The sequence below is a fragment of the Acinetobacter sp. I-MWF genome (assembly GCF_025433935.1).
Lineage (GTDB): Bacteria > Pseudomonadota > Gammaproteobacteria > Pseudomonadales > Moraxellaceae > Acinetobacter > Acinetobacter guillouiae.
The window spans coordinates 3,205,792-3,232,659 of record NZ_JAMBAR010000001.1; the positions used below are offsets into that span (position 1 = coordinate 3,205,792).

Genomic DNA, 26,868 nt, shown 5'->3' on the forward strand with positions numbered 1-26,868 from the left:
TCATCAAGGAATAAATCGTCAATAAATAAACCATCAAATAGTCATGATGATCAAAGATAGAGAGCTACGGCTCTCTTTTTTATCATTTAAAAATTAAACACAAACTCTTAAGAATAATTAATCTATTTGATTTTATTTAATATTTTATTATAAGCATGGCTTTTTAGTATAAAATTTAGTCTTATCTTTATCACTGATCAATTTATTTCGGGGGGGAATGAATGAATTCTATTGCTTGGGGCTTAACCCTTGGAAGTTTTGTTCCTCTTTTTAGCCATGCCGCAGGTATGGAGAAATCTGACCAGTCTATCCTTGCTTTTTTAGAACCGAATCATTATGTAGAATTGTCTTATGCAGAGCTCTATGCAGATGTTTCAGGGCAACTCCCTCAACATGAGCAATTCAAACAACTCGGCGTTGAAGATTTTTCCACAGGTAACCTTGTCAACAATTACCACTTTGTCAATGCTGCTGCAAAACTGCAAATGGCCCCACAACTTTCATTTGGACTGATTTATGATCAGCCTTATGGTGTTGATCTTAGTTATGAATATCGCCCACAGAGCTTTGCTGGAAAGCAACTTTTAGAATCGGGTCAATTTAATTTTAAAAGCCAAAATCTTTCGATGCTCTTGGGTTATCAACCTAATACGAATTGGAATATATATGCTGGCGGCATTTATCAACAGTTCGAGGGTGAACTCAAAGTCTTTGGAGCAAACTATTCAGCGATGAGTGGCTATCATGCACAGCTAAAACAAAGTTCAGGTCATGGTTGGCTTGCAGGTTTAAGCTATCAAATTCCAGAGTATGCAGTAAAAACTGCGATTACCTATCGCTCCAAGATCAATCATCAATCTGCAATCACTGAGGATGTGGCAGCGCAAGCTTTAAGTATTATTCCTTCTGCGAAAACACAAATCACCACACCTCAATCCGTCAATCTGGATCTTCAGACAGGTTTAACACCATCGAATATTCTTTATGGCAATTTGAGGTGGGTAAATTGGAAAGATTTTGAAATTCAACCTAGACAATTTGGTGCAGTGGTTAAGATTGCTGCTGAACAATACCCTGAACTGATCAAACCTTTTAATCTGATTGATTACAACAAGGATCAATGGTCTGTAAAGCTTGGGCTTGCGCATGTATTTTCACAGCAATGGGTTGCCACTACAGATATTTCATGGGACTCAGGCAATGCTAATCCCGCTGGAACATTAAATCCTTCTGATGGCTTTTATGCTCTAGGCTTGGGTGCTTTATATAACATCAATCCGCAGAGCTTTATTTCTTATGGGGTTAAATATTTTAAATTCAATAAAGCAAAAGTTAGCGACTTAGATGCCAATACTTCAATTGTCCAAAACTCAACGTTATCTGAAGTGGGCCATAATGATGCTTTTGCACATGGAATTCGAGTTGGCTATCGCTTTTGATTCATCTAAAAATTCAATTCAGCTATCAAAAATACCAAGTTCAAAATAAAAAACGAGCCGAAGCTCGTTTTTTATTACATGATAATCAATAAATTACCAATGGTAGCTTACGCCCACTTTACCAACTGGTAACCATTTATATTTGTCATCGTTACGGATTTTGTTTTCTTCAGCAGCTAAATCTCTATCAAAATTAGCACCGTTTACGTTTACGAACTCACCTTTTGAAGCTAAGTTTACAGATGGGTTACCAGTATAGTACGCACCAACTTCACCGAATACACCAATATTTTTAGTGATCTTAGGCGCAAAACCAAAACCTACATATGGAGCAATATTGTTTTCATAGCTCATTTTCCCTGAAACTTCACCATTAAAGTTATAGTTATTTCCATTTACTTTAATAGTGCCGTCATTTGAGCGCTTTTTCAGATCATACTCAGAATCTACATAGCCTACACCAGCTGCTACATATAAACCTTGAGCCCAAATATTCTGACTAGCACCCCAAGGGCGAATCTCAGCATTTAAATAAGCTAACTTATTGTCCATATCTGCATCGTATTTTGTACCGTTGATAGAAACATCATCAGTCCAAGAAATATCACCACCGTTATAACCCAATGCTAAACCAACATAAGGGTTTGCAGTCCAAAGTAAAGCACCACCGTAACCTGTTGTACCGACTTCAAGACGAGCGCCTGTAGGGATTAATTGGTTTGCTTCAAATGCATAACCTTGGTCAACAACAGACCCATCAGCCATTGCTAAACCAGAAGCAGATAATGCAGCTGTAACAGCCAATAATTTTAACACTTTCATTTATGTCTCCTCAAAAAATAGAGTTTGTTCTTTAATCATTAATGTGTTGGACTCGAAACGATCATATGTGATTCGTTCTTCACAATTAATAGAGAAATTGATTACTTTTTGTTATTTTTTGATACAATTGGATATTAATTGTTGTTTTTAAAAGGAATAAAATAAATAAAAACTTAACAATTCACTTATTTGGTTGTTTTATTTTAAATTATAAGATTAGTTTTTTCGATTGAAACTAGATTTTATATCTAATCCGAGTCGAATTTGGTGTAGAATCTTTTAAAATTTTTTGGGAAGGAAGATCATGTCTCAGCTTTCAACGATCATTGAACAAGCGTTTGAAAACCGTGCCAACTTTACAGCAGTAGATTGTCCTGCTGAAGTACGTCAAGCTGTTGAAGAAGCCATTGCTGGCTTAGATAACGGTACACTTCGTGTAGCTGAAAAAATTGACGGTGAATGGATTGTTCACCAATGGTTGAAAAAAGCTGTTTTATTGTCTTTTAAATTAAACGATAACAAGGCAATTGAATCATGTGATCTTCGTTTCTATGACAAAGTAGAGACTAAATTTACGGGTTGGACTGAAGAACAATTTAAAGCTGCTGGTGTACGTGTTGTACCACCTGCTGTTGCGCGTAAAGGTTCTTTCCAAGCGAAAAATGTCGTATTGATGCCTTCTTATGTAAACATTGGTGCTTATGTAGATGAAGGCACAATGGTTGATACATGGGCGACTGTAGGTTCATGTGCTCAAATCGGTAAAAATGTTCACCTTTCAGGTGGTGTAGGTATTGGTGGTGTACTTGAACCGCTTCAAGCAAACCCAACAATCATTGAAGATAACTGCTTTATTGGTGCACGTTCTGAAATCGTTGAAGGCGTGATTGTTGAAGAAGGCTCAGTCATTTCAATGGGCGTATTCATTGGTCAATCGACTAAGATTTTTGACCGTGAGACTGGTGAAATCCATTATGGTCGTGTACCAGCTGGATCTGTGGTTGTTTCAGGCAGCCTACCGTCTAAATGTGGTACATATAGTTTATATGCTGCAATTATTGTCAAGAAAGTTGATGCTAAAACGCGTGCTAAAACAAGCTTGAACGAATTGCTTCGCGAAGACTAATTTATATTCCCTCGTGGAATTTTAGTTATCTAGCGTAGCAATCGCTTCTCATCTCTACGGTCAATCGTGATCGTAGAGATTTTTCATTTTGTAATCTGTGGTAAATTTCATGAATTCTCTTCGTTCTTCGACTATTCCTGTTTCTGACCCGTCTGCGGGGCTGCGTATCACGGAGATTTTTTATTCATTGCAAGGTGAAGCTAACACTGCGGGTTTACCGACTGTTTTTATTCGTTTAACAGGTTGCCCATTACGCTGTACCTATTGCGATACCACCTATTCTTTTGAAGGTGGCGAACGCCAATCGCTTGACCAAATAATTCAAACAACATTAGATTATAAAACGCCTTATATCTGTGTCACAGGTGGCGAACCGCTCGCTCAGCCCAATGCCTTACCCTTAATGCAACGTTTGGCAGATTTAGGTTGTGAAGTTTCTTTAGAAACCAGCGGCGCTCTAGATGTCTCTAAAGTCGACCCACGTGTTTCAAAAGTTTTAGATTTAAAAACCCCAACTTCGGGTGAGGTTGCACGAAATTTACTCAGCAACCTTGATCATTTAACTCAACATGATCAAATCAAATTTGTGATTTGTAATCGTGAAGACTATGAATGGTCTAAACAGCAAGTTGAACAATACGCTTTAGCGCAAAAAGTCAGCACAGTATGGTTTTCTCCTGCTTTTGCAGTGGAAAAAGGTGCGGCACGTTTGCCTCAGCTTGCACGCGATTTAGCACAATGGATTTTAGAAGACCATCTCCCTGTTCGCTTCCAGTTGCAATTACATAAATTGCTTTGGAACGATGAAACTGGTCGTTAAATTTATCGTCAATTATTAATATTTGGAGAGTTGGATATGCGCCCTCGTGCCGTAGTCTTATTATCTGGTGGCTTAGACTCAACGACGTGTTTGGCTTGGGCTCAAGCAAACTATGACTGTATTGCCCTAAGTTTTATGTATGGTCAACGCTCTACCACTGAACTCGATGCAGCCCGCGCTTTAACACAACGTGCAGGTGTAGAACATCGTGTGATTAATATCGATTTAGGTAATTTAGGCGGTTCAGCGCTTACAGACCTTAACATTGATGTTCCTGATCATGAAACAGATGGTATTCCTGTAACTTATGTTCCAGCACGTAACACCATTTTCTTGTCTTATGCACTTGCAGCAGCAGAAGTTTTTGATGCTCAAGCGATCGTGATTGGTATCAATGCTGTTGATTATTCAGGATATCCTGACTGCCGCCCAGAGTTTATTGAGGCCTTTGCCAACATGGCTCGTCTTGCAACGAAAGTCGGTGTAGAAGGAAAACCTCTTAAATTTGAAACACCTCTGTTACATTTATCCAAAGCGAATATAATACGCTTAGGCATCGAACATGGCGTAGACTATAGTCAAACGGTTTCATGCTATCAAGCAGATGACCAAGGACGTGCTTGTGGCAAATGTGATAGCTGCCGACTTCGTAAAGAAGGTTTTAAGGATGCAGGTATTGCAGACCCAACACGTTATATACCGCAATAACAAGGTACTGTTTATGAAAAATTTAAAATCAAGTCTTATTCTTTCTGCTTTATTTTCAGCTTCGGCTTTAATGGGATCTACGGCTTTTGCTGCTGAATCAAATGCAGTTCAACAAGCCTATAAAAGTGCGAATGTTAAATCTGCACTTATTGGCGTGTGTAAAACAGAAACAGCTAAAGGTGGTAAATTAACTTCTGCTGAAGTAAGTAAATACTGTAGCTGTGCTGTTGAATCTGATGGTAAGTTAACCAATGATCAAAAATGGCAAATTCAAAGTGCCATTAACCAAAAGAAAAGCCCAGCAACACTTGCTTTCGTTCAAAAAAATAACCAAGACCTTCAAACATGTTTTGGTCCTCAGTTAACAGGTAAATTAAAAACCTTAACTGAAGAAGCAATGAAAGCTGCACAAGCGAAGAAATAATTTCTTCTTGTTGCAAAGAGCCTGCCCATGCAGGCTCTTTTTACAATTGGATGATACAAAACCATATGCAGGATCAATGGAATACTGTGATACAGCAACAAAAATTTGTTGCTTCATATAGTGGCGGGAAAGATAGTAGCCTGGCTTTATATCACGCTTTGCAAAGTGGGCAAGCCGTAGCTCTCATTGTCATGTTAGAAGAACACGGACAAAGATCTCGTTCTCATGCCATGCCACTTGATATCATTGATGCCCAAGCAGAGCGGATTGGTTTACCTATACTTAAAGCATCAGCCACGTGGAATGACTATGAACATCAATTTGTAAATCTCCTCAATCAAACCAAACAGTTGGGTGCAGAAGCACTTGTTACTGGTGATATTGATCTGATTGGACATGCGCAATGGAACCAATCTGTCTGTGAACAAAGCCAATTACAGTTATGTATGCCATTATGGCAAAAACCGCGGCTCGACATTGTGGGTGAATTTATTCAATTGGGTTTTGTCAGCATCATTGTGACGATTAATTTAAACCTCGGTATGCGGGTTGAAGATTTGGGTAGAGTTTTAACAGCTGATTTTGTGGATGAATTAATCGAACGTGGGATTGATCCATGTGGTGAAGCTGGTGAATTTCATACCACGCTGATCGATGGTCCAATTTTTAAAAAGCCGCTTTTACTGAATAAAGGTGATATTCTCTATCATGAAAATTATGCCTTTTTAGCACTTGAACTTAAACACAACAGCATTTAAGGACAAACAATGACTGAACAAATACAACTTCCGAATCAGAAATTCCCAACGACGACAGGTGAAATCAACCTCACTGAGCTCTCTACAGATTGGTTAGTTTTATATTTTTATCCAAAAGATTCTACACCTGGCTGTACCACTCAAGCGGTTGGTTTCTCTTGTATAAAAGACCAATTTGACGCTTTAAATACCACCATCATTGGTGTATCTCGTGACTCTGTAAAAGCACATCAAAACTTTACGGAGAAGCAAGCATTGACCATTAATCTGATCAGTGACAAAGAAGAAGTATTATGTAAACACTTTGATGTGATTAAAGAAAAAAATATGTATGGTAAACAAGTGATGGGGATTGAGCGCTCAACGTTTATTTATCATCAAGGCAAACTGGTTAAAGAGTATCGTAAAGTTAAAGCGGCTGGACATGCTGAACAAGTTTTAGAAGACTTAAAAGCACTACAAAAAGCTTAACTGCAAAAGTCCCTACTCGCTCTAAAGTTAACATGATTTTAAGCGTGTCAGGGACTAGAATCTTCTTATTGAAAACATCCTCAAGCCCGATATAGATTGTTCCCTCTTTCCACATTAAAAAAGATCATTACGCTGACTTGATCCAACAATACCAATCAAAGCAGCAAAGAGATTGCAATTCCCCACATAACCAATGCAATAATAAAATCTAATATTTGCCATGAACGTTGATTTTGAAAAACCGGGAGTAAAAAGCGTGCACCAAAACCTAAGCTAAAGAAGAATAACCACGATGCTGTTACTGCACCAATCGCAAAATAAAGCGCGGTAGCTTCAAACTTTGTCGATATAGAACCAATTAAAACCACTGTATCCAAATAAACATGTGGATTAAGCCAAGTTAAAGCTAAACAAATTAGAAGCATTTTCATCAGCTTGGATTCATTTTTTTCACTCGGTTTTAAACCTGTCGATGTTCTAAAAGCTTGTAGAAAATGTTGCGCCCCATAGATCAATAAAAACGTTGCTCCAAAATATTTTGCCCAATCGACAAACTCTGGATGCGTTTGAATGACTTTAGAAAATCCCAGTACACCCAATAAAATTAAAATCGAGTCAGATGCGGCACAGACCACGCAAACCCAAAATACATGTTGCTTCTTTAAACCTTGTTTGAGTACAAAAGCATTTTGAGCGCCAATTGCAATAATCAAGCTAAACCCAACAGCCAACCCCTGCATATAACTTTGCAACATTTTAAAACTACACTTTTAAAGTTTTGAATGGACTGTGCTATTATCCAAACTTATCTCTTTAAATGAGTATTTCTAAATTAATATCATCTTAGTTAAGTTTTTCTTAGTTACTAATAATGTGGCATTTTTAAAATAACTTGTATCTTTATATAAAAAACGCCCAATTTTTTAGAGGATCAGCATGTTACAAAGTAAGCATAGTGAAGCATTTCTAGCGGTTGCCGAAACAGGTAGCTTTGAACAAGCTGCTATTCGTTTAAATATCACAGCATCAGCAGTAACGCTACGTCTACAAACTTTGGAAAAACAACTTGGACAAGTGCTGATCATTCGAGAAAGACCATGTAAAGTTACTCAAGCAGGTCAGGAAGTGTTACTTTTCCTGCAACATCATCGCTTGATGGAACAAAATTTAATTCAGAATCTTCAAGGACAAAGTTCGCAATCACAATTTTTTAAATTAAATATCGCCACTAATGCCGATTCATTGGTGACATGGCTATTACCCACAATTCAACATACCTTACTCAAAGAAAAAATTGTTATAGATTTAAAAATTGATGATCAAACCCAAACCCACCACCTTCTTGAAGCGGGATTGGTCAATGCCTGTATCTCGACCGAATCAAAACCTATGAAAGGCTGTGAGGCGATTCATTTAGGTACAATGAGCTATAGGATGGTTGCTACACCGAATTTTATTCACACTTACTTTCAGCATGGTATTCAACGTGAAACGTTACGGCATATCCCTGCTGTTATTTTTAATGATAAAGACCATGTACATGCCGAAGTTTTACAACACGTTTTTGGCTTGATGCCAAGCAGCTATCCATGCCACTTTATTCCTTCTGCAACATCTTTTGTAGATGCGATTTTGCTCGACTTGGGTTATGGCATGGTACCTAAAATGCAAATTCAAAAAGAATTAGCAACAGGACAATTGCTTGAAATTATGCCCAAAGCAAGAACCGATTTACATCTATATTGGCATCATTGGAAACAACAATCTAAGCAACTGGAAAAGCTCACATTAGATTTAATTCGCAATACTCAGTCTATTCTGGATTAAGCTTTATAGAGCTACAACTCATCCTAAATTAAAGTATCTTATTTTAATGCCTATAATGAAAAACTTTTAGAATAACCCAGCCACGATTTTCGCTATAAAGCAGTGTTAAAACATCATAGAAATACTTTGCTTCAATCACATACTTCAAGCTTAGAGCTGCCGTAGTTTTACTCAGTATTTATAAAACATACGGCATTGGATGTTTTTCCTAAAGAAGACCTTCAGCTTGCATGGCTTTTTGTACAGATGGATGTTGTTGCATTTGCGCCATAAAAGCCTGTAAAGATTTCAAATGACTTAAGTCCAAATTAATCAATGTTGCCCAACGAGTCACAACAAATAAGTAAATCTCTGCAATGGTAAATCCTTGCCCCAACAGATTTTCCGAATCATGAATTTGCTCGTCGACCCATATATATTGTTTTAATAATTTCTCTTTAAAAATATTTTTACTCGTATCATCAAACCCTTTTTGAAAAAATGGTGCATACGATTTATGTAATTCCGAACTAATGTAGTTCATCCACTCCAATACTTTATAGCGCTTTAAATCGCCAAATGTAGGTAATAAATCACTACGTTTAGCAGTCTCAGCCAAATACTGGCTAATGATCGCACCCTCACTCAAATGTAAGCCATCATCACTGATTAAAAATGGCACTTGACCTTTAGTGTTAATTTTCAAAAAATCCTGACCTTGTTCCGTCTGGTGATTTTTAAAAGAAACTTTCACTAAATTAAAATCTTGGTTAATTTCTTGTAATACGATATGAGGGGCAAGTGAACATGCACCCGCTGTGTAAAAAAGTTGCATCTACTTATTCCTTAAGTGGCTTTAACTTCATGCTATTCTTAACATCATGAACAATAAATACTCATAATATCAATTCAGTTATTACATGGTGTATATAATGAACACAACATTCAAACGAACAATGTTGAGTAGTGTTGAAATATTTTGTCTCGTTGCTGAGCAACGAAGTTTTTCCAAGGCTGCCTATCAAGCTGGTTTGACACCCGCAGCAGTAAGTCGATCCATTGCTCGTTTAGAAGGTCGCTTAGGGATTCAACTGTTTAATCGAACAACACGCAATGTTCGTTTAACCCAAGCGGGTGAGGAATATTTTTTAGAGTGTCAGCAGGCACTCAAACAAATTGCTGAAGTCGAATTAAGATTAAAAAATAAATCAGCTCAACCTTCTGGAACAATCAGGATGAGTTTACCAACACCTTTTGGTCACTTTAGAGTTCTACCTCTGTTACCTAAATTCCAGCAGCTTTACCCTGAAATTAACTTGGATATACAGCTCACCAATAAAAATGTAGATTTCATTACCGAAGGTTTTGATCTTGCAATTCGGGGGCGTAATGTGCCTGAATCCAATTTAATCGCTCGTTGTTTAGAAAAAGCCGACTTACTGATTGTCGCCTCTCCTGAATACTTAAAGAAACATGGCACACCTACTGAGATTGCCGATTTACAACATCATCAATGTATTCAATTTATCTTACCCAGCACAGGAAAAGAAGTGCCTTGGTCTATGCTCATTGAAAATGAAGTTGTAGAGATTCAAACGCGAGGACACTTGAATTGCAGTGAAGATATTTTAGCCACCATTACCTTAGCTCAACATGGTGGTGGCCTATTGCAAACCTGTCGTTTTATTATTGAAAATGACTTAAAACAAGGAAAGCTGGTCGAAGTCCTACAACAATATTCAGGTACTCAACGGCAATTTTCCCTGCTTTATCCTAAGAATAAATATGAACAACGACACATCCGCTTATTCATTGATTTTTTAATTGAACATCTAAAATATTAGACTAAAAAAACAGGCCCGAAATAACGATGAGATTAGAAAATAACGTACCCTGATCCTTTCTATCTCTGCTGTTCTCTATTGTGCTTTCCACTGCCCAGACACTTGGATATTCACTTTTTCTCCAACGCCACCCACAGCTTTTTTCATTCCGAAATCACTACGCTTTATGACTGTAGTAGAACTAAAATCCAGCAATTTTGGATTATTTAGATTGGGTTTAATTGTCGCATTAAAAGTTACAGGCTTAGTCACATTCCGCAAGGTTAAATTACCTGAAATTAGATACTTATTATTAGCAAGCGATTTAAATGCGGTACTTTTAAAAGAAGCGGAAGGATATTTAGCAGCATAGAATAAGTCTTCACCCATAATCATATTTTTCAAGGAAGATTTATTAATACTTAGGCTATTTACATCCATCACAAATTCAGTAGATGCATTTTGGGGAGCGCTCGTATCAAAATTAAGGGCAGAATTAACGCGCTTAAATTGCCCTTTGACGATGTTCATACCCAATGAGTCGATATGAAATCCAACATCACTATTGGGTGTCAATGTCCAAGACGCGGCATAACTTGAAATCGAAATAACGAAGCTACCCAATAAAGCCGCGTTTATAGCGACTGATTTAAACTGCATGCAATACTCCATTCATATTCTATATATTTCTATTCAGTGTATTGCAATGCACACAAAAAACATTAAAGATTTGATTTGTCTTGCGTTTGGTATTTGTATTTTAATTGTTGGTAAATTTCCGTTTTTTGAAATTTCTCTAAAAACTCCGCTGTGCCCAAAGGAAATTCGACCTGATAAATTTCACCACGATAATACGCTTCACGTAACGGGGTCGCAGAAATAGAGCCGACTAAACTATCCAGTTCAACCATTTGCCATTCTGGAAATAGTTTTAAGTAATAAGATGAATCATCTTTAAAGTGACCAATTAAACCAATCTTATCAGTCTCTAAAACTGTAGCATTGACCAAGGACTTAACCAGCTCTACCCATTTAGTATCATTATAAACATCAATAACATGTACAAATTTGATTCGTTTTTGATCCGCTTCAGAAAAATTAGACAAAATCATTTGTTCCCGTTCTGATGCCAGAAAAGGATTTTTAGTATTCCGTTCATTTTGCGCAGAACCCAAGGCCAAAATTACATATTGGCTTTGTTGTAATGCAATTTTAATAGTTTGCATATGCGCGAGATGAAAGGGCTGAAAACGTCCAATATAAACAAGATAATCAAATTTATAAGTCATAAAAGTAATTTTTTATGAACTCATCAGTTGCAACAGAATTTCAAATATGCGACATAATGAGGGCATAAAATCCAATTAAATTTTAAAGCAAGGATAGTACGATGACACTTAGTTGTATTCAACAGCCACATCAACATTTAAACGCAAATTTAGAGAATGGTGTACTGACTTTAGCAATTAATCGACCAGAAGCAAAAAATGCACTGTATGGTGAATTGTATCTATGGATTGCAAAAGCCTTAGATGAGGCTGATCAAGATCGTGATGTTCGTGTGGTGATCTTACGTGGTGCAGATGCTGACTTTAGTGCGGGTAATGATATGAAAGACTTTATGGCTTTCATTCAACAACCACTTGAAGGTAAAGAAGGTGATGGTCCTCCATTTGTATTATTAAAATCTGCTGCACGTTTATCTAAACCACTGATCTGTGCAGTCCGTGGTGTAGCGATTGGGATCGGAGTAACAGTACTTTTACATGCTGACCTCGTTTATGCAGACAATACTGCCCTATTCCAAATCCCATTTGTTAGCTTAGGGCTTTCTCCTGAGGGTGCTTCAAGCAAACTCTTAATTCAACAAGCGGGATATCATAAAGCGGCTGAATTGCTGTTAACTGCACAAAAATTTAACAGTGAAAAAGCACTCAATGCTGGCTTAATCAATAGTATTGAAGACGATGTATATGGTCACGCTTTGCATCAAGCACAAACCCTTGCAGCACTTCCATTGGCTTCAATCAAACAAACCAAAGCGTTAATGAAGCATAATCTTGAAGAGATTATTCAATGCGTGGATGATGAAGCGGTGATCTTTATGCAACGCGTTAAATCACCTGAAATGGCTGAAGCCGTTGCTGCATTTATGCAAAAGCGTAAGCCAAACTTCTCTCAATTTAATTAATTGAGTAATCTGATCAAAGCCACTGCATGACTAATATTCAGTGGCTTTGCTCATTTTGCATCCAATAAAACTGTTCATTTAATTGTGGGTAAAGATCATGTCACAAGATACAACGACCAAGAAGCGCTATTACGAACCCGCTCCACAAGATATCGATATTGAAAATTTCCGTAAAGTCATAGAAAGTCGTCGCTCAGTCCGTAAATACACTGAAAAGCAAATTCCTGCCGATGTTTTAGATGCTTGTTTAGATTTGGCTTTATTGGCACCAAACTCATCAAATCTTCAGCCTTGGACGTTCTATGTGGTTCAGTCTCAAGCGAAAAAGAAACAATTAGTCAAAGCTTGTTTAAGCCAATTATCAGCAAAAACAGCCGCAGAACTGATTGTATGTGTGGCACGTATTGACCGTATTGATGAAATGGCAAAAAACAATTTAACCCATTTCCCCATGCCTGAAGCGCCAAGAGCGGTAAAACAATATTATAAATTTATCGCATATAACTATAAAACTGGTTATCTGAATGCTTTAGGTAACTTTAAAAAAGTGGCTTTTAAAGTTGCACGCACTTTAGATAAACAACTTCCTGTTACTGCGTTTAACCCAGCTGATGCAAAGCTTTGGGCCAGTAAAACGACAGCCTTGGCTTGTGAAAACTTGGTATTGGCTCTACGTGCTTATGGTTTTGACAGTTGCATGATGGAAGGTTTTGATGAACCCTTAGTTCGTAAGATCCTTAATCTAGGTGATAAAGAATTTCCAGTCATGGTGATTAGTGCCGGTGAACGTGCTGAAGATGGCGTATTCTTCCCACAATACCGTTTTGATCGTGATTTGTTTATTCAAAAAGTTTAATTTTAGCTTATAAATTCCTCCTCTCTGTTCAAAACAGGGTTGAGATTTTTAAACTATTATTCAATATCAATCATTTGAATAAACTCAAAAGCAGGTTCTTCATAAGGATGACTTGCTTTTAAAGCGATTGCCACTTGTTTGGCCTTGTGTTCAGGAACGATGGTTTCCACTCGCCATTCAGGCAATTGCTCTAAATGATCTAACTCGCCAATAAAAGGCTTTGCACCGCTTAACGGTTTAAATTGCCCTGTTCCTAACACTTGCCAAGCGCAATGTTCATAATCACCAATACCACCCGCTCCTGCTTGAAAAATTGCAAGTTTGGTAGCTTCAAGGTGTGATTCTGGAACATAGTAGATCAGTTTAAGCATATTATTTTATATTCAAAAACTCGATTATAGCTTTGTTCATATTTACTTTTACTTATTTTTTATTTGGTTTTCGTTAGAAAAAGCTATATATCGTTAGTTCAATTCATAAGATTTAAACAGAACTGTAGATTTTATAAGCTTGATAATAATACAAAAAAAAAGAGCGCCTAAGCGCTCTTCTTATTTCTCTAAAAATTACTCGTCAGATTCAGTATTATCAGACTCAGTTTCATCTTCATCCATAACAGTTTCATCATCAACTAATTTTTCAGAATCAATTAAATTCTCTGAATCTAAAGCAGTCTCGCCTTCGATCGCGTCTAACTGATCGATAATCTCATCATCAGCTTCTACAGCTTCAACCGCAACCACACCGACCAAGACTTCTTCATTACCTAAGCGGATCAAACGGACACCTTGGGCATTACGACCAGTTCGCGCTACTTCAGAAGCACGGGTACGAACCAGTGTTCCACCATCAGAAATCAACATCAATTCTTTAGATTCATCGATGGCAACAGCGCCCACTAACTCACCATTACGTTCAGATGTTTTAATGGCAATAACACCTTTACCACCACGTTTTTTGGTTGGGAAGTCATCTACTGGTGTACGTTTACCATAACCATTTGCAGAAGCACATAACACTTCGCCAGTTTCTGGTACAACAACTAACGAAACGATTCGGCTAACCACATTGGTATTTGAATCTGCAGTATCTTCATCATCTGAATCTACTTCAATTTCAACATCTTCTTCTGTTTGTGCTGCAGCCAATGCCACACGCATACCACGAACACCTTTCGCAGTACGCCCCATCACACGAGCATCAGTTTCAGAGAAACGGATTGCTTTACCTTCATTTGAGAACAACATAATTTGCTGTTCACCATCAGTAATTGCAACACCAATTAAAGTATCTTCTTCTTTCAACTCAATGGCACGTAAACCATTTGAACGAACATTACCAAACTGCTCTAATTCAACACGTTTTACTGTACCTGATGCTGTTGCCATAAATACATAGAAGTTTTTACGCACACTTTCTACACGTTCAGCAAATTCAGCAATTAATTCATCATCAATATCAGAAGCAGAAAGCTCAATACCAATTTCTTTGAGTTGCTTACGTAAAGCATCTGATAAGTCATCTGGATTTTCACCAAGCTCTGCAAACGCAGCTTTTAGTGCTTCGTAATGTGAGTCGATAATTGTGTTTTCACGCAGTTGAGCAACGTTGGCACGGACAAAAGTTCTAAACTCAGTTAAACGCTCAGTAAATTTCTTCGGAGCATCAATTACAGGAAGAATCGCTGTAATGGTCTCTTCTGCATCCAATGGTAATAAGTTCACCATTGGGCGGCCTTTTGCACCACGTGACGCTTGAGGTACTTCAAATACTCTTAAGCGATAAACTTTACCTACATTGGTAAAGCACAGAACAGTTGCATGGTTCGATGTCACGATTAAATGTTGAATATAATCATCTTCTTTCATCGAGGTTGCAGATTTACCACGTCCACCACGGCGCTGAGCAGCATAATCAGACAATGGTTGAGTTTTTGCATAACCTGTTTTTGAAACAGTTAAAACAACTTGCTCTTCTGGAATCAAATCTTCACGAGAGAAATCAATACGTGATTCAACAATGTCCGTTTTACGTGCATCGCCATATTGTTGAAGAACCAATGCAAGTTCTTCACGGATCACATTCATCAAAAGATTGAAGTCATTTAAAATTGCTGTAAGTTCAGCAATTTGAGCTAAAATTTCAGAATATTCAGCTTGTAACTTATCTTGTTCAAGACCGGTTAAACGATGTAAACGTAATTCTAAAATTGCACCAACCTGAGCTGGAGATAAACGATAAAGCTGACCATCTAAACCAAATGGGCGACTTGGATCTTCACCTTCAATCTCATCCGGGCGAACTGAAATTGCACCCGCTTTTTCTAGCAATGCAACAACATTTCCACCCGCCCATTCGCCAGCAAGTAAACGCTCACGTGCTTCAGCTGGATTCGCAGAAGTCTTAATGGTTTCGATGATTTCATCAATATTGGCTAAAGCAACAGTCAAACCTTCTAAGATATGACCACGCTCACGCGCTTTCCGTAATTCAAACATGGTACGGCGTGTCACTACTTCTTGACGGTGACGAATAAATGCCGCAATGATGTCTTTTAAATTCATCAGTTTAGGTTGGCCATTGTCTAGGCAAACCATGTTGATACTGAATGAATTTTCAAGTTGAGTATTTAAAAATAAGTTATTGACAATAACTTCAGCGTTTTCACCACGCTTTAAGTCAATTGCAATACGCATCCCATCTTTATCAGATTCGTCTCGAAGTTCTGAAATACCTTCAAGTTTTTTCTCTTTGACCAATTCAGCAATACGTTCAATGGTTCTTGCTTTATTGACCTGATAAGGAATTTCAGTGAAAACAATCGTTGTACGACCAGTTTTCTGATCTTCTTCAAAATGGTATTTACCACGAATATGCAAACGACCTTTACCTGTACGGTAAGCATCTACAATTCCTGATTTACCATAGATAATGCCGCCTGTAGGAAAATCTGGACCAGAAATATATTCCATCAATCCTTCAATTGAGATGTTCGGATTATTTGCATAAGCCAAACATGCATTAACTACTTCTGTCATGTTGTGTGGCGCCATGTTGGTCGCCATACCGACAGCAATCCCTGTCACACCATTGATCAATAAGTTAGGAATACGTGTTGGCATAACCTGAGGAATACGCTCAGAGCCATCGTAGTTATCTTCCCACTCGACTGTATCTTTTTCTAAGTCAGCCAACATTTCATGGGTGAGCTTACGCATACGGACTTCGGTATAACGCATTGCTGCTGCGCTATCACCATCGACAGAACCAAAGTTACCCTGACCATCAACTAATTGATAACGTAGACTAAAATCTTGAGCCATACGAACAATTGTTTCATAAACAGCTGAATCACCATGTGGGTGATATTTACCGATTACGTCACCAACAACACGTGCAGATTTTTTATAGGCTTTGTTATAGTCGTTGCCTAACTCGTGCATAGCGAACAGCACACGACGATGAACAGGTTTTAAACCATCTCTCACGTCTGGTAATGCACGAGATACAATAACACTCATGGCATAATCGAGATATGAGCTTTTTAGTTCATCCTCAATGGCAATCGGTCTAATTTCCGATACGCTCATGCATACTCCTTATTACAAACAGTGCAAGCAGCAACTGCTCATTTATATAATCTAGCTAGTCAAAATTTAGCTCAAAAAGCGTTGAGCCAAAATCTAAAATTCAGTCGCACAGTATAGCATAAAACCAAGCGATTTTGTGCCTATCCGACCACACTATAATCATGATTTTTTGTAGTATTTTTAAACAATTTTAACGATTTATTGACAATAAAAAATCGCCTGATTGGGCGCTCAATTAAGCATCGCTAAATTTATAAATGATTGGGTATTTTTATCTCAAAACCTGACCTATTTTTATCTATCCAATCATACTCAATGGTGTGCTTCATTCACTATTTTTGCGATGTTTATCAGTAAAAAATCAATCACATCAAACAGGTTTGTATCGGATCGATTAAAACAACTCAAACATGAAAATTGCCATATAAAATCCGATATGGCAAAAAATATGAGAAAGTGATACTAAGTCCACCCCACTGATCAAAAAAATCTAAACACTTCCAAATATAGAGTGTTGTAAATTTCTATAATTTATATGGATCTGCCTGAAGCAATTCACAGTGTTGCAGCAAATCATCACTGATTGCTACGCGATAACACTGCCAATCACGAATTTGATTATTTTCCAGCTGCGGAACCATATATATTCGACTTGCAGGCGCATCAGTGAATTTACCCACTAAAATCCCTTGCTGTGTGATTTCAATTTGTTCAAAAATAAAATCACTAAACTGGGTCTGTTCAAACTTTTCAATATCTTTTAGGCTCGTCGCAAAACGATGCTTGGCATCATAATACTGTGCTAAGCGTGCTTGATAAGCTTGCATATCAAAATAACGTGCTTGGTATTCATTAGACACCACCTCTTCGCTTGCGGGTAGTGCTTCTTCTGTTGTCGCGGCCTCATCTTGATTGGATGACCCAATAACAGACATTACGATAGGAATAACCACACTTGAAATAACCCCAAGCACTGCGGGACCAAACATAAATACAGCTAAAAGTATCCAGACAATTTTAAAATTTTTCTTTTTAGGCTGATTTTGCGACTCTCTTTGAGTATTTGCGACTCTCTGCTGCCACGATTCAAGTAACGCACTCGCCTTATCACCTACAGAAGCATGCTGATTGCTCTCGGTTTCATTGTTCAGCGGAGTCTGACGAGGTTTTATATTATGCGTGGGATTTGACTGCTCTTGCTTATTTTCACGACGTACAGAAAATTCAACATTGCTATTACCTGTTAAATTGTTGGTCTGTTTAACCTGTTTTAAACGAGTACCACAAATACCACATTTCATGGCTTCATTGATATTCTCAGCGTAACATTTAGGACACTTCATATTTATAGCTATTCTAGGTGAGATGATAAGGAATTGAGCAATAATGGAAAAGCGCGAGGATTTAAAACGACAGAATCAGCCAGTCTAACGCGCCAACAAGTATAGAATTAAAAGAATGGGCAAGAGATACTACAGGATTAAATACAATGTTATGTCTGTAGCAGCTGATTTACACTGGAATTTTCTGTATGTCGCCAGTATACGATGGAAAATTTAATTGTGTTTATGCTTTGATCTTATCGGGTTTAAAATTGGACTTCAAGGTATTTATCCACTGATTCTCTCTTGTTCTTTTCGCCAAAGCATTGATCTCCCTATATCAATTACTTATTGATAAAATAATCACTGAAGATGTAGCATCTTAAACATAAAAATTAAGATCAGAAAAAATGAAAATAGCATTTTTGATCACTATTTTTATTTTATGTCAGCTTATGTTTAAAACCACTTTTATAAATCAAAAAAAGATCGTGTAGCGCAAATCATATGAGTTTTGCAAGGTTCCTTATCCCTATGAGAAAAAATGACAATAAAGGAACTTTTAAGTTGATTTAGACTATAAAAAGGACTGATGAGAGAAGCTACTCAGAGTTTCTTTATTAGAATAGAGAATAACCCACCATCACGACTTTATTTATCCGTGCACACCATCCATCTACGTATTCAATAAATTTCTAAAATAAAAAAACGCACTTAGGAAATCCTAAGTGCGTTTTTTTGAAACTTAATTCGAGAATTAAAGTTTAGAAACTAATTCTGGAACAACAGTATTCAAATCACCAACTAACCAGTAGTCAGCTACAGCATTGATTGGTGCTTCTTCATCTTTGTTGATTGCAACAATCACTTTAGAATCTTTCATACCTGCCAAATGCTGGATCGCACCAGAAATACCTACAGCGATGTAGAGATCAGGCGCAACGATTTTACCAGTTTGACCAACTTGCATATCGTTAGGAACGAAGCCAGCATCAACCGCAGCACGTGAAGCACCTTGAGCAGCACTAAGCTTGTCAGCAAGTGGATCAAGTACTTTATGATAGTTCTCACCAGAACCAACACCACGACCACCCGATACAACGATACGCGCAGCAGTTAATTCAGGACGTTCTGATTTCACAATTTCTTCAGAAATGAACTTAGAAATACCTGCATCACCTGTAGAAGCCGCTGATTCAACTGCAGCAGAACCGCCTTCAGCAGCAACAGGATCAAAAGCTGTACCACGTACAGTTGCAAGAACAATTGCTTCGTCAGATTGAACTGTAGCAATTGCATTACCTGCATAAATTGGACGTTTGAAAGTTTTAGGACCTTCAACAGCAATGATGTCAGTAATCATGCTTGAGTCTAAAAGTGCAGCAGCGCGTGGCAAGATGTTCTTACCTGTTGTTGTTGAAGCAGCAAGAATATGTGAATAACCTTTACCTAATTCAGCAACAAGTTTCGCTACGTTTTCAGCCAATTGGTTTGCATAAGCTGCATCATCAGCAAGCAAAACTTTGCTTACACCAGCAACTTTCGCAGCAGCATCTGCAACTGCTTGAGCACCAGAACCTGCAACCAATACAGTGATATCACCACCGATTTTTTGAGCCGCAGCAACAACGTTTAAAGTTGCACCGTTAAGTGTCTTATTGTCGTGCTCAGCGATAACTAAAATACTCATGATTTTATCCTTCTGTATTAGATCACTTTCGCTTCATTTTTAAGTTTTTCAACAAGCTCGTCTACAGACTTCACTTGTACACCAGCTTTACGCTCTGCAGGTGGTTCAACTTTAACTGTTTTAAGTTTAGAAGTTGCTGTAACACCGAAATCTGCAGGAGTTTTCGTATCAAGTGGCTTTTTACGTGCTTTCATAATGTTTGGAAGCGCAGCATAACGTGGCTCATTCAAACGTAAGTCAGTGGTGATGATCGCTGGAGTATTTAACTCAACAGTTTGTAAACCACCATCAACTTCACGAGTTACTTGAACTTTATCGCCATTTACTGTTACTACAGAAGCAAATGTACCTTGACCAGCGCCAAGTAAAGCACCCAACATCTGACCAACTTGGTTAGAGTCGTCATCAATTGCTTGCTTACCTAAAAGCACAAGTTGTGGTTGTTCTTGTTCAACAACAGCTTTTAGGATTTTAGCAACTTCTAAAGCGCCAAGTTGACTGTCATCAGCCTCAACTAAAATACCGCGGTCTGCACCAAGCGCCATAGCAGAACGAATTTGTTCTTGCGCTTCTTTTGGTCCAATAGAAACAACAACGATTTCTGAAACTGTTCCTTTTTCTTTTAAGCGAACCGCTTCTTCAACTGCGATTTCATCGAATGGGTTAATTGACATTTTAACGTTAGTAAGGTCTACCCCACTATTGTCCGGTTTAACGCGAACTTTAACGTTGGCATCAACCACACGTTTTACAGCAACAAGAGCCTTCATGTAATCCTCGGCTGTTTTAGCAAAAGTAAATGTTAAGAAGAGTTATAATAACGCTTCATTTAAAATTATTTAGGTGTCCTATCTTGCAATGTGATTGGCATTTCGGTCAAGTCACAATTCGCAAAACTACTGTAAAAAGTCATAAAAAAGCTTGAACGTACAGTTCACATTTTTTCTAAATAATTTAACTTAGACACGTAAGGCTACTATTTCGACAATATTTATATATTGATAAATAACATTATTTGTATAGATTCTGTATAAATAATCAAAAGAATTAAGATAAATTATCAATCAATCAAAGGGATGACACTACCCTTTCATCGATACTGCTACGCTCTGTCATTTTAGACAGATTCAGCAATTTTTCTAAGTATGTTTATTGATTAAATTTGTGAACTTTTTGGCATTAAACTTGTAACAAAATACTAAATATGCAAAAACGGGCTTCTTTTCAGAATCACCCGTTTGTTTCTGCTTGGATTAATTTGCCAATAACCATGCGGCTGCAATGGTCAACAAAGTCCCTGAACCACCATCAATCCATTTTTGCTTACGTTCATTGATGTGCTGCTCTTTGGTCAATTGAGCAATCAAAAGGCTCAAACCACAATACACTAAGAATATCAAAGCAATAAAAATTGCTGACAAGGCTAAGCCTTGAAACACGGTGTTGCCTGATTTATCGATGAATTGTGGCAAAATCGCAAAATAGATCAACATGCCCTTTGGATTCAACAATGCCGTAACAAAGCCTTTACGAATAGGATTTGAAACTGCTTTCTGCTCAATACGTAATGTCTTTTGGCTAAATACTGATTTAATCAAATGAAATGCCAAATACAATAAATAGGCGATCCCCAAATATCGAATCGTCTCAAACAATACTGGGAATGAAACAATAATTGCGGCAATGCCAAGCGCAACCAGAATCGAATGAACCAGATAGCCAGAACAAATACCGATTGTCGCCATCATGCCTGCTTTCGCATCTTTACCTATCACTTGTGACAGGATAAATAACATATCTGGTCCTGGTGTGAAAATTAACGGAAGTACCGTTAAGGCAAAAAGTACAAATACAGACATCTCTTTTCCCTTTCTGAAGTTTGACTGAGAGAAGAAAACAGTATCTTTTAAAATGCTTAAAATAGGATTTCAAATATTCTATAATAATGCTTATTTTTCAAATTAAATTCTAATTTATGAAAATTTCATCTAAGACTATTCTAATTAAGTTAGACCGTATTGATAAAAATATCATTCGTGCTTTACAAGCCAATGGTCGAATCCAAAATAATGATTTGGCTCGTGAGATTGGGCTCTCGCCCTCATCATGCCTAAGACGAGTTCGACTCTTAGAGGAAGCCAAAGTTATCCAAAACTATACAACAGTGGTGGATCCACAAAAAATTGGCTTTCAATTGATGCTATTCTCAAGAATCTGGTTGTTAGGCCAAGATGCTGAAACCATTGATACCTTTATTGAAGCAATGAAAGAACTGCCTCAGGTCATGGAGTGTTATATTATTTTGGGTGAATGTGATGCGATGTTAAAAGTGGTGGTACCTGATTTAGAAAGCTATCGTAAATTTCAGTCGACACATTTGACCAAAAAAAATGGTATTACCAGTGTAAAAACGGATGTTCCAAGTCAAATCATTAAACAAAGCTTTCAATTACCTCTTGAAGATTTGTAATTCAAAAAATACGATTGGTGAATATGAAAACATTCAATCCCCCAGTTCAACTAGAAACACCCAGACTTATGCTTAGACAATGGCAAGCTTGTGATTTTGAAGCTTTTGCAGATTTAAATGCTGATCCAGACGTTATGCGGTATTTTCCAACGAACTTGTCAAAAAACGAAAGTGACCTTTTGGCACATCGATTTCAAGACTCAATTACCGAATATGGTTGGGGATTTTGGGCGGTTGAGTTAAAAGAAAATCAGCAATTTATCGGTTTTGTGGGTCTAGCCAATCGAACGGAAAGATATGCTTTCTCTCCGTGTGTTGAAATTGGTTGGCGATTTGCACAACAATATTGGCATCAGGGCTATGCAACAGAAGCAGCTCAGCAATGTTTGGCATTTGCATTTGAAAAATTAGCTTTAGAACATGTTGTTTCTTTCACATCTGTACTGAATCAAGCTTCGGAAAAAGTGATGCAACGACTTGGTATGGATTATGTTGAAAACTTTATGCATCCCGCTTTAGACAAAAACCATGCTTTGGCTGAACATGTACTTTACCGTATACAAAATCCAAAGCTGTAACGCTGGTCAATATGCGGGTTATCTCTGCGATGTAAAATTGTATATCGCAAAAGAAAGATCTGCATATCGAGCCAAATGTGACTGAGGCAATACGTTAAAAATTATCGCTCTTTTCTATCTAAGCAGTACTTTGATCAGGATGCTCAATAAAAATGATTTATGAATTATGTACAGATCGTCTTTTACTTCGACAATGGCAAGCTTCTGATTACGATGCATTTGCAAAAATCACAGCAAACCCTGAAGTGATGCAATTTTTCCCCAAAATTTTAAATCGTGAGCAAAGTGACGAACTGGCAAATCAGATTAAATATTTAATCGAAATCAAAGGCTGGGGACTTTGGGCCGTTGAATTAATTGAAACCCAAGAGTTTATTGGGTGTGTGGGACTACATCAACAACCCTCAAAATTTGAATTTTCACCATGTATAGAAATTGGCTGGCGACTTGATCCAAAATTTTGGAATAAAGGCTATGCAACAGAGGCAGCTCAAGCATGCCTAAGATTTGCATTTGAAGAACTGAATTTTCAAGAGATTGTTGCATTTACAGCTAAACATAATCTTGCTTCGCAAAATGTCATGAAAAAAATTGGAATGAGCTTTTCTCATGACTTTCTACATCCTGATTTTGATGAGCACCATCCACTACATGAAGAGAAGCTCTATCGAATTCAAAAACAAGATTTTCAATTTGAGTATTGAACTATTTCGCCATGCTTGCTAAAAAATCGCGATGAATATGGCTTAAATCAATCAAATCTTGATTTTTGAGCTCCAGCACTTGCCAAATCTCAATAAAGTCTTCTTTTAAATCAATATGGTTAGATACTGTTTGAGCCGCTTGCCATTGTTGGTCTGATATCCATAAATAGGTCTGATTGGTTGCGGTATTTACAGCTTGAACTTTACCCTCAGCATTGATACCCAATACTTTTCCTTCTTGCGGTAAGGTTGCCTCAATTTTGGGGAGGCTGAATTCTACAAAATGTTTAATTTGACGTAAGCCATAGCCCTTAAAAATTTCTTTTTGAGCGTCAGTCAGTTGCTTATATTTTTGTTCAAGTTCAGGGATCATTGAAAGACCTAATTTTTCTGCAAAATTGAATCAATAGAAATGTATTGAATAAATACCAAACCTAGATATACATGAGAGCATTTTTAAAAACAATTATCTATTCGACTTTTTTCTGTGCTAAATGTGTTTAAGCACTGTGCATTTTATCAAAAAACCAACTGTGCTTTTCACCAGATCTATTCGCTACAAAATACAAAAATCAACGCTTAATAAAGCCGTATATTCAAGGTCAATTTTTTATTTTCGATGCAGCAGCTCTTGGATGCGCTTGATCATAGACTTGTGCCAGATGATCAAAATCGACGTGGGTATAAATCTGTGTTGTGGTTAAATTGCTATGTCCTAGCATTTCTTGCACTGCACGCAGATCTCCACTATTGGATAACATATGACTGGCAAAGCAGTGACGTAATAAATGTGGGTGTAAATCAACATTTACCCCTGCACGTAGTGCTTGGTATTTGACTCGATTTTCAATCTGACGTGGGCTAATACTTGTGCCGCGTTGAGTAATAAATACTAAAGATTCAGGGCTAAATTCCCCCTGCCAGATTCGATAGATTTTTAACCATTCAATCAGACTCTCTCTCGCTTTAGAGCCGAAAGGTACGATTCGAGTCTTATTCCCCTTACCCGTGATACGCAATAAATGACGGGTAAAATCAATATCTCGTATGGTTAAACTTTGCACTTCCGCCAAGCGTAGGCCACTGGAATAGAGCAATTCCAGAATAGCCTTATCTCGTAACCACAATTGCTTCTCGATTGGCTTTTCAGGTTCAGGCTGATCCATGATTTGATTAACCGTTTCAATATCGATCATCCCTGGTAATGGTCGAGCTTGCCGCTTTATCTGAAAATCATCCGCGGCATTGATTTCTAAATAACCACCTTGTTTGGCCCACTTCATAAACTGACGAATTGAAGTTAAATGCCGTTGTAAACTACTGGTCGAAAGCTGATCTTTTTCAACCCGATAAGCTACATACTCTCTTAAATCAGCAGCTTCGACTTGCTTTAACTCAATCTGCTTGTCATAACAAAAATCAATAAAGTTGGATACATCTCGAAAATAAGCATCTAAGGTATGTACCGATTGATTCTGTATTTTCCGATCCTTAATCCACATCGAGAGCAATTGCATTGCACCGTATTGCATAAGCTCTCCTTTGATCAAAATAGCAAATGATATAATCTGATTGAAAAATATCAGTCTTGTAAAACTGTATACACCACGCCATTGATGACTTCTGCCATCTTATTTAAATTGAGTTTTTCAACAGTATCCTCTTGGGTATGATAATGCTTATTTCTAAAAAAAGCCGTATCTGTGATCATAATAGCAGGGATATCGAAGCGCCAATAATTCAAATGATCTGAGAAATCCACGCCTTGTACAAATGATGGCGCTATCAATCTTTGACAATCAAGGCGTTTTAACGCTTTCATGGCATCACAATATTTTTCGCCCAAACCACGTGAAGTGAAATTACTCACTGCGCCAATAAAATTTCCATGTTTGGGATAAAACAAAGCTAATCCCGATGGATAATCCTGAACATTTTTATGGTCAAAATATCCAATCATTTCCAAAATATACACCGCTTGAATTTGATCTTTTTGTTTTAAAATGGATTGTGCATGAATATAACTCCCCATATGTTCAGTACGGAAATACGGAGGTTCTTCCAAAGTATAAAAGACAAAATCAACATTCTGTTTAAGACTGGCTTTATTGGCTGCTAAAATTCGTGCGATCTCTATTAACCCCACCACACCAGAAGCATTATCATCAGCACCTTTGAAATTTCCATAAACATCATAATGAGCACCAACAATCACTTTTTTGGCATGACCCATTTGTAAGTGACATATTACATTTCGATAGGTTTTGCCTTTGACTTGATAAGGCTGGTATTCACATGGAATCGCAAACTGTTCAAGTTGTTGTTTAATAAAAGCCGCAACTCGATCAAGCTCTTGAATATTTTGATAATTTCGAAACGCTTGTGGGTGAATCACTTGTTGTAAATAACTGTTTAAACGATCAGGTTCAGCTTGCTGATCATAGCGTTGTTCTGCAGCGATACTCCCTGTTGAAAGCCCACAGCTGAGCAATATAATGAAAAGATAGTTTAAATTTAAAAAACTTGGATAAGCTATTTGCATGTATAAATCCAATTAAAAAGCGTGTTGGTATAGCTATAATTTAAAAAAACAGCAATTAGACATTCAGTTCTTGTTGTACGCCTGAGAATAACCAATATCACGCTATAATGATGCAATTACCACGTTAGAAATTGTTAATATGAAAATCCGTATTCTGACCATTGGTCAAAAAATGCCTGCTTGGGTATTAACTGGTTTTGAGGATTACTTCAAAAGAATCCAACCTTTTGTACAGACGCAAATTATTGAACTCCCGATGGCAAAGCGTGGCAAAAATGATTCCGAAGCAGATATTTTAAAATATCGCCAAATTGAGGGCGATAGTATTCTTAGCCAACTGAAACACAATGAAGTATTGATTGCACTTGAAGTGGGCGGACGTGAATTTAGTACTGAAAAGCTGGCTGAAACCATGAAAGGCTGGATGCTTGAAGGTTATGATGTTGCACTGGCCATTGGCGGACCAGATGGGCATTCTGAAGCCGTGCGAAAAGCTGCTGCTTGGCACTGGTCACTGTCAAAACTAACTCTGCCCCATCCATTGGTTCGGGTTATGCTGATTGAACAACTTTATCGTGCGATGAGTATTAACCATAATCATCCGTATCATCGTGCAGGCTAGTCATGTAATTGGGCAAAAGTTGCATTGATGAAACAGTCTGTTGAAATAAAAGGCTTATTCAGAGCATACATTTTAGCTAGAATGGACAATTCACGCTGTATTCAAT

Annotated in this window: 29 protein-coding genes; 15 read left to right on the forward strand and 14 right to left on the reverse strand. The window is 37.6% G+C overall.

All coding sequences use genetic code 11. The features are described 5' to 3' along the window. The first annotated feature begins 221 nt into the window (after positions 1-221). Positions 222-1,439, forward strand: a complete 1,218-nt coding sequence (locus M2R48_RS14760; RefSeq protein WP_262086593.1) for an OmpP1/FadL family transporter — start codon at positions 222-224, stop codon at positions 1,437-1,439. Between the two features lie 93 nt (positions 1,440-1,532). Here the strand turns inward: M2R48_RS14760 and carO are convergent, their stop codons facing one another. Further along, the gene (carO, locus tag M2R48_RS14765; protein ID WP_004823152.1) at positions 1,533-2,261 is read right to left on the reverse strand and encodes an ornithine uptake porin CarO; all 729 of its coding nucleotides are present in this window, start codon (positions 2,259-2,261) and stop codon (positions 1,533-1,535) included. Positions 2,262-2,565: 304 nt separating this feature from the next. On the opposite strand from carO, the gene dapD reads away from it, so the two are divergent. From dapD to M2R48_RS14795, 6 genes are all read left to right on the forward strand, one after another. Continuing rightward, the gene (dapD, locus tag M2R48_RS14770; protein WP_262086594.1) at positions 2,566-3,387 is read left to right on the forward strand and encodes a 2,3,4,5-tetrahydropyridine-2,6-dicarboxylate N-succinyltransferase; all 822 of its coding nucleotides are present in this window, start codon (positions 2,566-2,568) and stop codon (positions 3,385-3,387) included. A gap of 109 nt (positions 3,388-3,496) precedes the next feature. Further along, positions 3,497-4,207 carry a 7-carboxy-7-deazaguanine synthase QueE gene (queE, locus tag M2R48_RS14775; protein ID WP_004717192.1) on the forward strand — a complete coding sequence of 237 codons (711 nt, stop codon included), beginning with the start codon at positions 3,497-3,499 and terminating at the stop codon, positions 4,205-4,207. A 36-nt stretch (positions 4,208-4,243) separates the two neighbouring features. After that, positions 4,244-4,915 carry a 7-cyano-7-deazaguanine synthase QueC gene (queC, locus tag M2R48_RS14780; protein WP_004717194.1) on the forward strand — a complete coding sequence of 224 codons (672 nt, stop codon included), beginning with the start codon at positions 4,244-4,246 and terminating at the stop codon, positions 4,913-4,915. Between the two features lie 13 nt (positions 4,916-4,928). Continuing rightward, on the forward strand, positions 4,929-5,339 hold the full coding sequence (locus M2R48_RS14785) for a hypothetical protein (protein ID WP_004717195.1): 411 nt from the start codon (positions 4,929-4,931) through the stop codon (positions 5,337-5,339). Between the two features lie 65 nt (positions 5,340-5,404). After that, the gene (locus M2R48_RS14790; RefSeq protein WP_096734781.1) at positions 5,405-6,097 is read left to right on the forward strand and encodes a diphthine--ammonia ligase; all 693 of its coding nucleotides are present in this window, start codon (positions 5,405-5,407) and stop codon (positions 6,095-6,097) included. Between the two features lie 9 nt (positions 6,098-6,106). Further along, a complete protein-coding gene (locus M2R48_RS14795; protein WP_004823156.1) occupies positions 6,107-6,568 on the forward strand; it encodes a peroxiredoxin in 462 nt (153 codons plus the stop codon). 155 nt (positions 6,569-6,723) lie between these two features. Here the strand turns inward: M2R48_RS14795 and M2R48_RS14800 are convergent, their stop codons facing one another. Continuing rightward, entirely contained in the window at positions 6,724-7,323 is a 600-nt protein-coding gene (locus tag M2R48_RS14800; RefSeq protein WP_262086595.1) for a LysE/ArgO family amino acid transporter, read from the reverse strand. Between the two features lie 181 nt (positions 7,324-7,504). Here M2R48_RS14800 and M2R48_RS14805 point away from each other — a divergent pair, with 181 nt between their 5' ends. Next, complete coding sequence (locus M2R48_RS14805; protein ID WP_262086596.1) at positions 7,505-8,395, forward strand: LysR family transcriptional regulator ArgP; 891 nt, start codon at positions 7,505-7,507, stop codon at positions 8,393-8,395. A gap of 208 nt (positions 8,396-8,603) precedes the next feature. Here M2R48_RS14805 and gstA read toward each other — a convergent pair whose 3' ends face one another. Beyond that, positions 8,604-9,209: a glutathione transferase GstA gene (gstA, locus tag M2R48_RS14810; RefSeq protein ID WP_262086597.1), complete on the reverse strand. Its 606-nt coding sequence runs from the start codon at positions 9,207-9,209 to the stop codon at positions 8,604-8,606. 97 nt (positions 9,210-9,306) lie between these two features. On the opposite strand from gstA, the gene M2R48_RS14815 reads away from it, so the two are divergent. Continuing rightward, positions 9,307-10,218 carry a LysR family transcriptional regulator gene (locus M2R48_RS14815; protein WP_262086598.1) on the forward strand — a complete coding sequence of 304 codons (912 nt, stop codon included), beginning with the start codon at positions 9,307-9,309 and terminating at the stop codon, positions 10,216-10,218. A 75-nt stretch (positions 10,219-10,293) separates the two neighbouring features. Here the strand turns inward: M2R48_RS14815 and M2R48_RS14820 are convergent, their stop codons facing one another. Next, positions 10,294-10,857 (reverse strand): YceI family protein, encoded by a 564-nt coding sequence (locus M2R48_RS14820; protein WP_262086599.1) that lies wholly within the window; start codon positions 10,855-10,857, stop codon positions 10,294-10,296. Positions 10,858-10,919: 62 nt separating this feature from the next. Continuing rightward, on the reverse strand, positions 10,920-11,486 hold the full coding sequence (locus M2R48_RS14825; RefSeq protein ID WP_034612542.1) for a nicotinate-nicotinamide nucleotide adenylyltransferase: 567 nt from the start codon (positions 11,484-11,486) through the stop codon (positions 10,920-10,922). Positions 11,487-11,587: 101 nt separating this feature from the next. Between M2R48_RS14825 and M2R48_RS14830 the strand changes: the two genes are divergently transcribed. Then, positions 11,588-12,388 carry an enoyl-CoA hydratase gene (locus tag M2R48_RS14830; RefSeq protein WP_004717217.1) on the forward strand — a complete coding sequence of 267 codons (801 nt, stop codon included), beginning with the start codon at positions 11,588-11,590 and terminating at the stop codon, positions 12,386-12,388. Positions 12,389-12,485: 97 nt separating this feature from the next. Continuing rightward, entirely contained in the window at positions 12,486-13,244 is a 759-nt protein-coding gene (locus M2R48_RS14835; protein WP_004717220.1) for a nitroreductase family protein, read from the forward strand. Between the two features lie 56 nt (positions 13,245-13,300). On the opposite strand, the gene M2R48_RS14840 is transcribed toward M2R48_RS14835, so the two are convergent. The 6 genes from M2R48_RS14840 to M2R48_RS14865 form a co-directional block, all read right to left on the reverse strand. After that, positions 13,301-13,615 (reverse strand): hypothetical protein, encoded by a 315-nt coding sequence (locus M2R48_RS14840; protein WP_004823167.1) that lies wholly within the window; start codon positions 13,613-13,615, stop codon positions 13,301-13,303. A 195-nt stretch (positions 13,616-13,810) separates the two neighbouring features. After that, positions 13,811-16,834 (reverse strand): DNA gyrase subunit A, encoded by a 3,024-nt coding sequence (gene gyrA / locus M2R48_RS14845; protein ID WP_262086600.1) that lies wholly within the window; start codon positions 16,832-16,834, stop codon positions 13,811-13,813. A gap of 524 nt (positions 16,835-17,358) precedes the next feature. Continuing rightward, on the reverse strand, positions 17,359-18,177 hold the full coding sequence (locus M2R48_RS14850) for a zinc ribbon domain-containing protein (RefSeq protein ID WP_262086601.1): 819 nt from the start codon (positions 18,175-18,177) through the stop codon (positions 17,359-17,361). Between the two features lie 736 nt (positions 18,178-18,913). Then, entirely contained in the window at positions 18,914-19,846 is a 933-nt protein-coding gene (locus M2R48_RS14855) for an FAD-binding protein (protein ID WP_004717227.1), read from the reverse strand. Between the two features lie 17 nt (positions 19,847-19,863). After that, positions 19,864-20,616 (reverse strand): electron transfer flavoprotein subunit beta/FixA family protein, encoded by a 753-nt coding sequence (locus tag M2R48_RS14860; protein ID WP_004823176.1) that lies wholly within the window; start codon positions 20,614-20,616, stop codon positions 19,864-19,866. 483 nt (positions 20,617-21,099) lie between these two features. Beyond that, on the reverse strand, positions 21,100-21,705 hold the full coding sequence (locus M2R48_RS14865; protein WP_056518144.1) for a LysE family translocator: 606 nt from the start codon (positions 21,703-21,705) through the stop codon (positions 21,100-21,102). Between the two features lie 116 nt (positions 21,706-21,821). Here M2R48_RS14865 and M2R48_RS14870 point away from each other — a divergent pair, with 116 nt between their 5' ends. The 3 genes from M2R48_RS14870 (at position 21,822) to M2R48_RS14880 (ending at position 23,598) form a co-directional block, all read left to right on the forward strand. Further along, on the forward strand, positions 21,822-22,316 hold the full coding sequence (locus M2R48_RS14870) for an Lrp/AsnC family transcriptional regulator (RefSeq protein WP_004717233.1): 495 nt from the start codon (positions 21,822-21,824) through the stop codon (positions 22,314-22,316). A 23-nt stretch (positions 22,317-22,339) separates the two neighbouring features. Continuing rightward, entirely contained in the window at positions 22,340-22,894 is a 555-nt protein-coding gene (locus tag M2R48_RS14875) for a GNAT family N-acetyltransferase (RefSeq protein ID WP_262086602.1), read from the forward strand. Between the two features lie 152 nt (positions 22,895-23,046). Then, entirely contained in the window at positions 23,047-23,598 is a 552-nt protein-coding gene (locus tag M2R48_RS14880) for a GNAT family N-acetyltransferase (RefSeq protein ID WP_096734789.1), read from the forward strand. A gap of 1 nt (position 23,599) precedes the next feature. Here M2R48_RS14880 and M2R48_RS14885 read toward each other — a convergent pair whose 3' ends face one another. The 3 genes from M2R48_RS14885 to M2R48_RS14895 form a co-directional block, all read right to left on the reverse strand. Continuing rightward, complete coding sequence (locus M2R48_RS14885) at positions 23,600-23,971, reverse strand: hypothetical protein (RefSeq protein ID WP_004717237.1); 372 nt, start codon at positions 23,969-23,971, stop codon at positions 23,600-23,602. Positions 23,972-24,200: 229 nt separating this feature from the next. Beyond that, positions 24,201-25,100 (reverse strand): tyrosine recombinase XerC, encoded by a 900-nt coding sequence (locus tag M2R48_RS14890; protein ID WP_162242547.1) that lies wholly within the window; start codon positions 25,098-25,100, stop codon positions 24,201-24,203. An 80-nt stretch (positions 25,101-25,180) separates the two neighbouring features. Beyond that, positions 25,181-26,140 (reverse strand): M28 family peptidase, encoded by a 960-nt coding sequence (locus tag M2R48_RS14895; protein WP_262086603.1) that lies wholly within the window; start codon positions 26,138-26,140, stop codon positions 25,181-25,183. Positions 26,141-26,279: 139 nt separating this feature from the next. Between M2R48_RS14895 and rlmH the strand changes: the two genes are divergently transcribed. Then, complete coding sequence (rlmH, locus tag M2R48_RS14900; RefSeq protein ID WP_004717243.1) at positions 26,280-26,762, forward strand: 23S rRNA (pseudouridine(1915)-N(3))-methyltransferase RlmH; 483 nt, start codon at positions 26,280-26,282, stop codon at positions 26,760-26,762. The last annotated feature ends 106 nt before the right edge of the window (positions 26,763-26,868 follow it).

Bases quoted from the DNA above. Each gene is read 5' to 3' on its own strand.
- M2R48_RS14805 (WP_262086596.1), top strand. From the start codon at position 7,505: ATGTTACAAAGTAAGCATAGTGAAGCATTTCTAGCGGTTGCCGAAACA.
- M2R48_RS14835 (WP_004717220.1), top strand. From the start codon at position 12,486: ATGTCACAAGATACAACGACCAAGAAGCGCTATTACGAACCCGCTCCA.
- M2R48_RS14880 (WP_096734789.1), top strand. From the start codon at position 23,047: ATGATTTATGAATTATGTACAGATCGTCTTTTACTTCGACAATGGCAA.
- queE (WP_004717192.1), top strand. From the start codon at position 3,497: ATGAATTCTCTTCGTTCTTCGACTATTCCTGTTTCTGACCCGTCTGCG.
- M2R48_RS14760 (WP_262086593.1), top strand. From the start codon at position 222: ATGAATTCTATTGCTTGGGGCTTAACCCTTGGAAGTTTTGTTCCTCTT.
- M2R48_RS14785 (WP_004717195.1), top strand. From the start codon at position 4,929: ATGAAAAATTTAAAATCAAGTCTTATTCTTTCTGCTTTATTTTCAGCT.
- M2R48_RS14885 (WP_004717237.1), bottom strand. From the start codon at position 23,971: ATGATCCCTGAACTTGAACAAAAATATAAGCAACTGACTGACGCTCAA.
- M2R48_RS14840 (WP_004823167.1), bottom strand. From the start codon at position 13,615: ATGCTTAAACTGATCTACTATGTTCCAGAATCACACCTTGAAGCTACC.
- M2R48_RS14855 (WP_004717227.1), bottom strand. From the start codon at position 19,846: ATGAGTATTTTAGTTATCGCTGAGCACGACAATAAGACACTTAACGGT.
- gstA (WP_262086597.1), bottom strand. From the start codon at position 9,209: ATGCAACTTTTTTACACAGCGGGTGCATGTTCACTTGCCCCTCATATC.
- M2R48_RS14870 (WP_004717233.1), top strand. From the start codon at position 21,822: ATGAAAATTTCATCTAAGACTATTCTAATTAAGTTAGACCGTATTGAT.
- M2R48_RS14795 (WP_004823156.1), top strand. From the start codon at position 6,107: ATGACTGAACAAATACAACTTCCGAATCAGAAATTCCCAACGACGACA.
- M2R48_RS14895 (WP_262086603.1), bottom strand. From the start codon at position 26,140: ATGCAAATAGCTTATCCAAGTTTTTTAAATTTAAACTATCTTTTCATT.
- M2R48_RS14825 (WP_034612542.1), bottom strand. From the start codon at position 11,486: ATGACTTATAAATTTGATTATCTTGTTTATATTGGACGTTTTCAGCCC.
- M2R48_RS14800 (WP_262086595.1), bottom strand. From the start codon at position 7,323: ATGTTGCAAAGTTATATGCAGGGGTTGGCTGTTGGGTTTAGCTTGATT.
- carO (WP_004823152.1), bottom strand. From the start codon at position 2,261: ATGAAAGTGTTAAAATTATTGGCTGTTACAGCTGCATTATCTGCTTCT.
- queC (WP_004717194.1), top strand. From the start codon at position 4,244: ATGCGCCCTCGTGCCGTAGTCTTATTATCTGGTGGCTTAGACTCAACG.
- M2R48_RS14860 (WP_004823176.1), bottom strand. From the start codon at position 20,616: ATGAAGGCTCTTGTTGCTGTAAAACGTGTGGTTGATGCCAACGTTAAA.
- dapD (WP_262086594.1), top strand. From the start codon at position 2,566: ATGTCTCAGCTTTCAACGATCATTGAACAAGCGTTTGAAAACCGTGCC.
- M2R48_RS14865 (WP_056518144.1), bottom strand. From the start codon at position 21,705: ATGTCTGTATTTGTACTTTTTGCCTTAACGGTACTTCCGTTAATTTTC.
- gyrA (WP_262086600.1), bottom strand. From the start codon at position 16,834: ATGAGCGTATCGGAAATTAGACCGATTGCCATTGAGGATGAACTAAAA.
- M2R48_RS14875 (WP_262086602.1), top strand. From the start codon at position 22,340: ATGAAAACATTCAATCCCCCAGTTCAACTAGAAACACCCAGACTTATG.
- M2R48_RS14815 (WP_262086598.1), top strand. From the start codon at position 9,307: ATGAACACAACATTCAAACGAACAATGTTGAGTAGTGTTGAAATATTT.
- rlmH (WP_004717243.1), top strand. From the start codon at position 26,280: ATGAAAATCCGTATTCTGACCATTGGTCAAAAAATGCCTGCTTGGGTA.
- M2R48_RS14820 (WP_262086599.1), bottom strand. From the start codon at position 10,857: ATGCAGTTTAAATCAGTCGCTATAAACGCGGCTTTATTGGGTAGCTTC.
- M2R48_RS14830 (WP_004717217.1), top strand. From the start codon at position 11,588: ATGACACTTAGTTGTATTCAACAGCCACATCAACATTTAAACGCAAAT.
- M2R48_RS14790 (WP_096734781.1), top strand. From the start codon at position 5,405: ATGCAGGATCAATGGAATACTGTGATACAGCAACAAAAATTTGTTGCT.
- M2R48_RS14890 (WP_162242547.1), bottom strand. From the start codon at position 25,100: ATGTGGATTAAGGATCGGAAAATACAGAATCAATCGGTACATACCTTA.
- M2R48_RS14850 (WP_262086601.1), bottom strand. From the start codon at position 18,177: ATGAAGTGTCCTAAATGTTACGCTGAGAATATCAATGAAGCCATGAAA.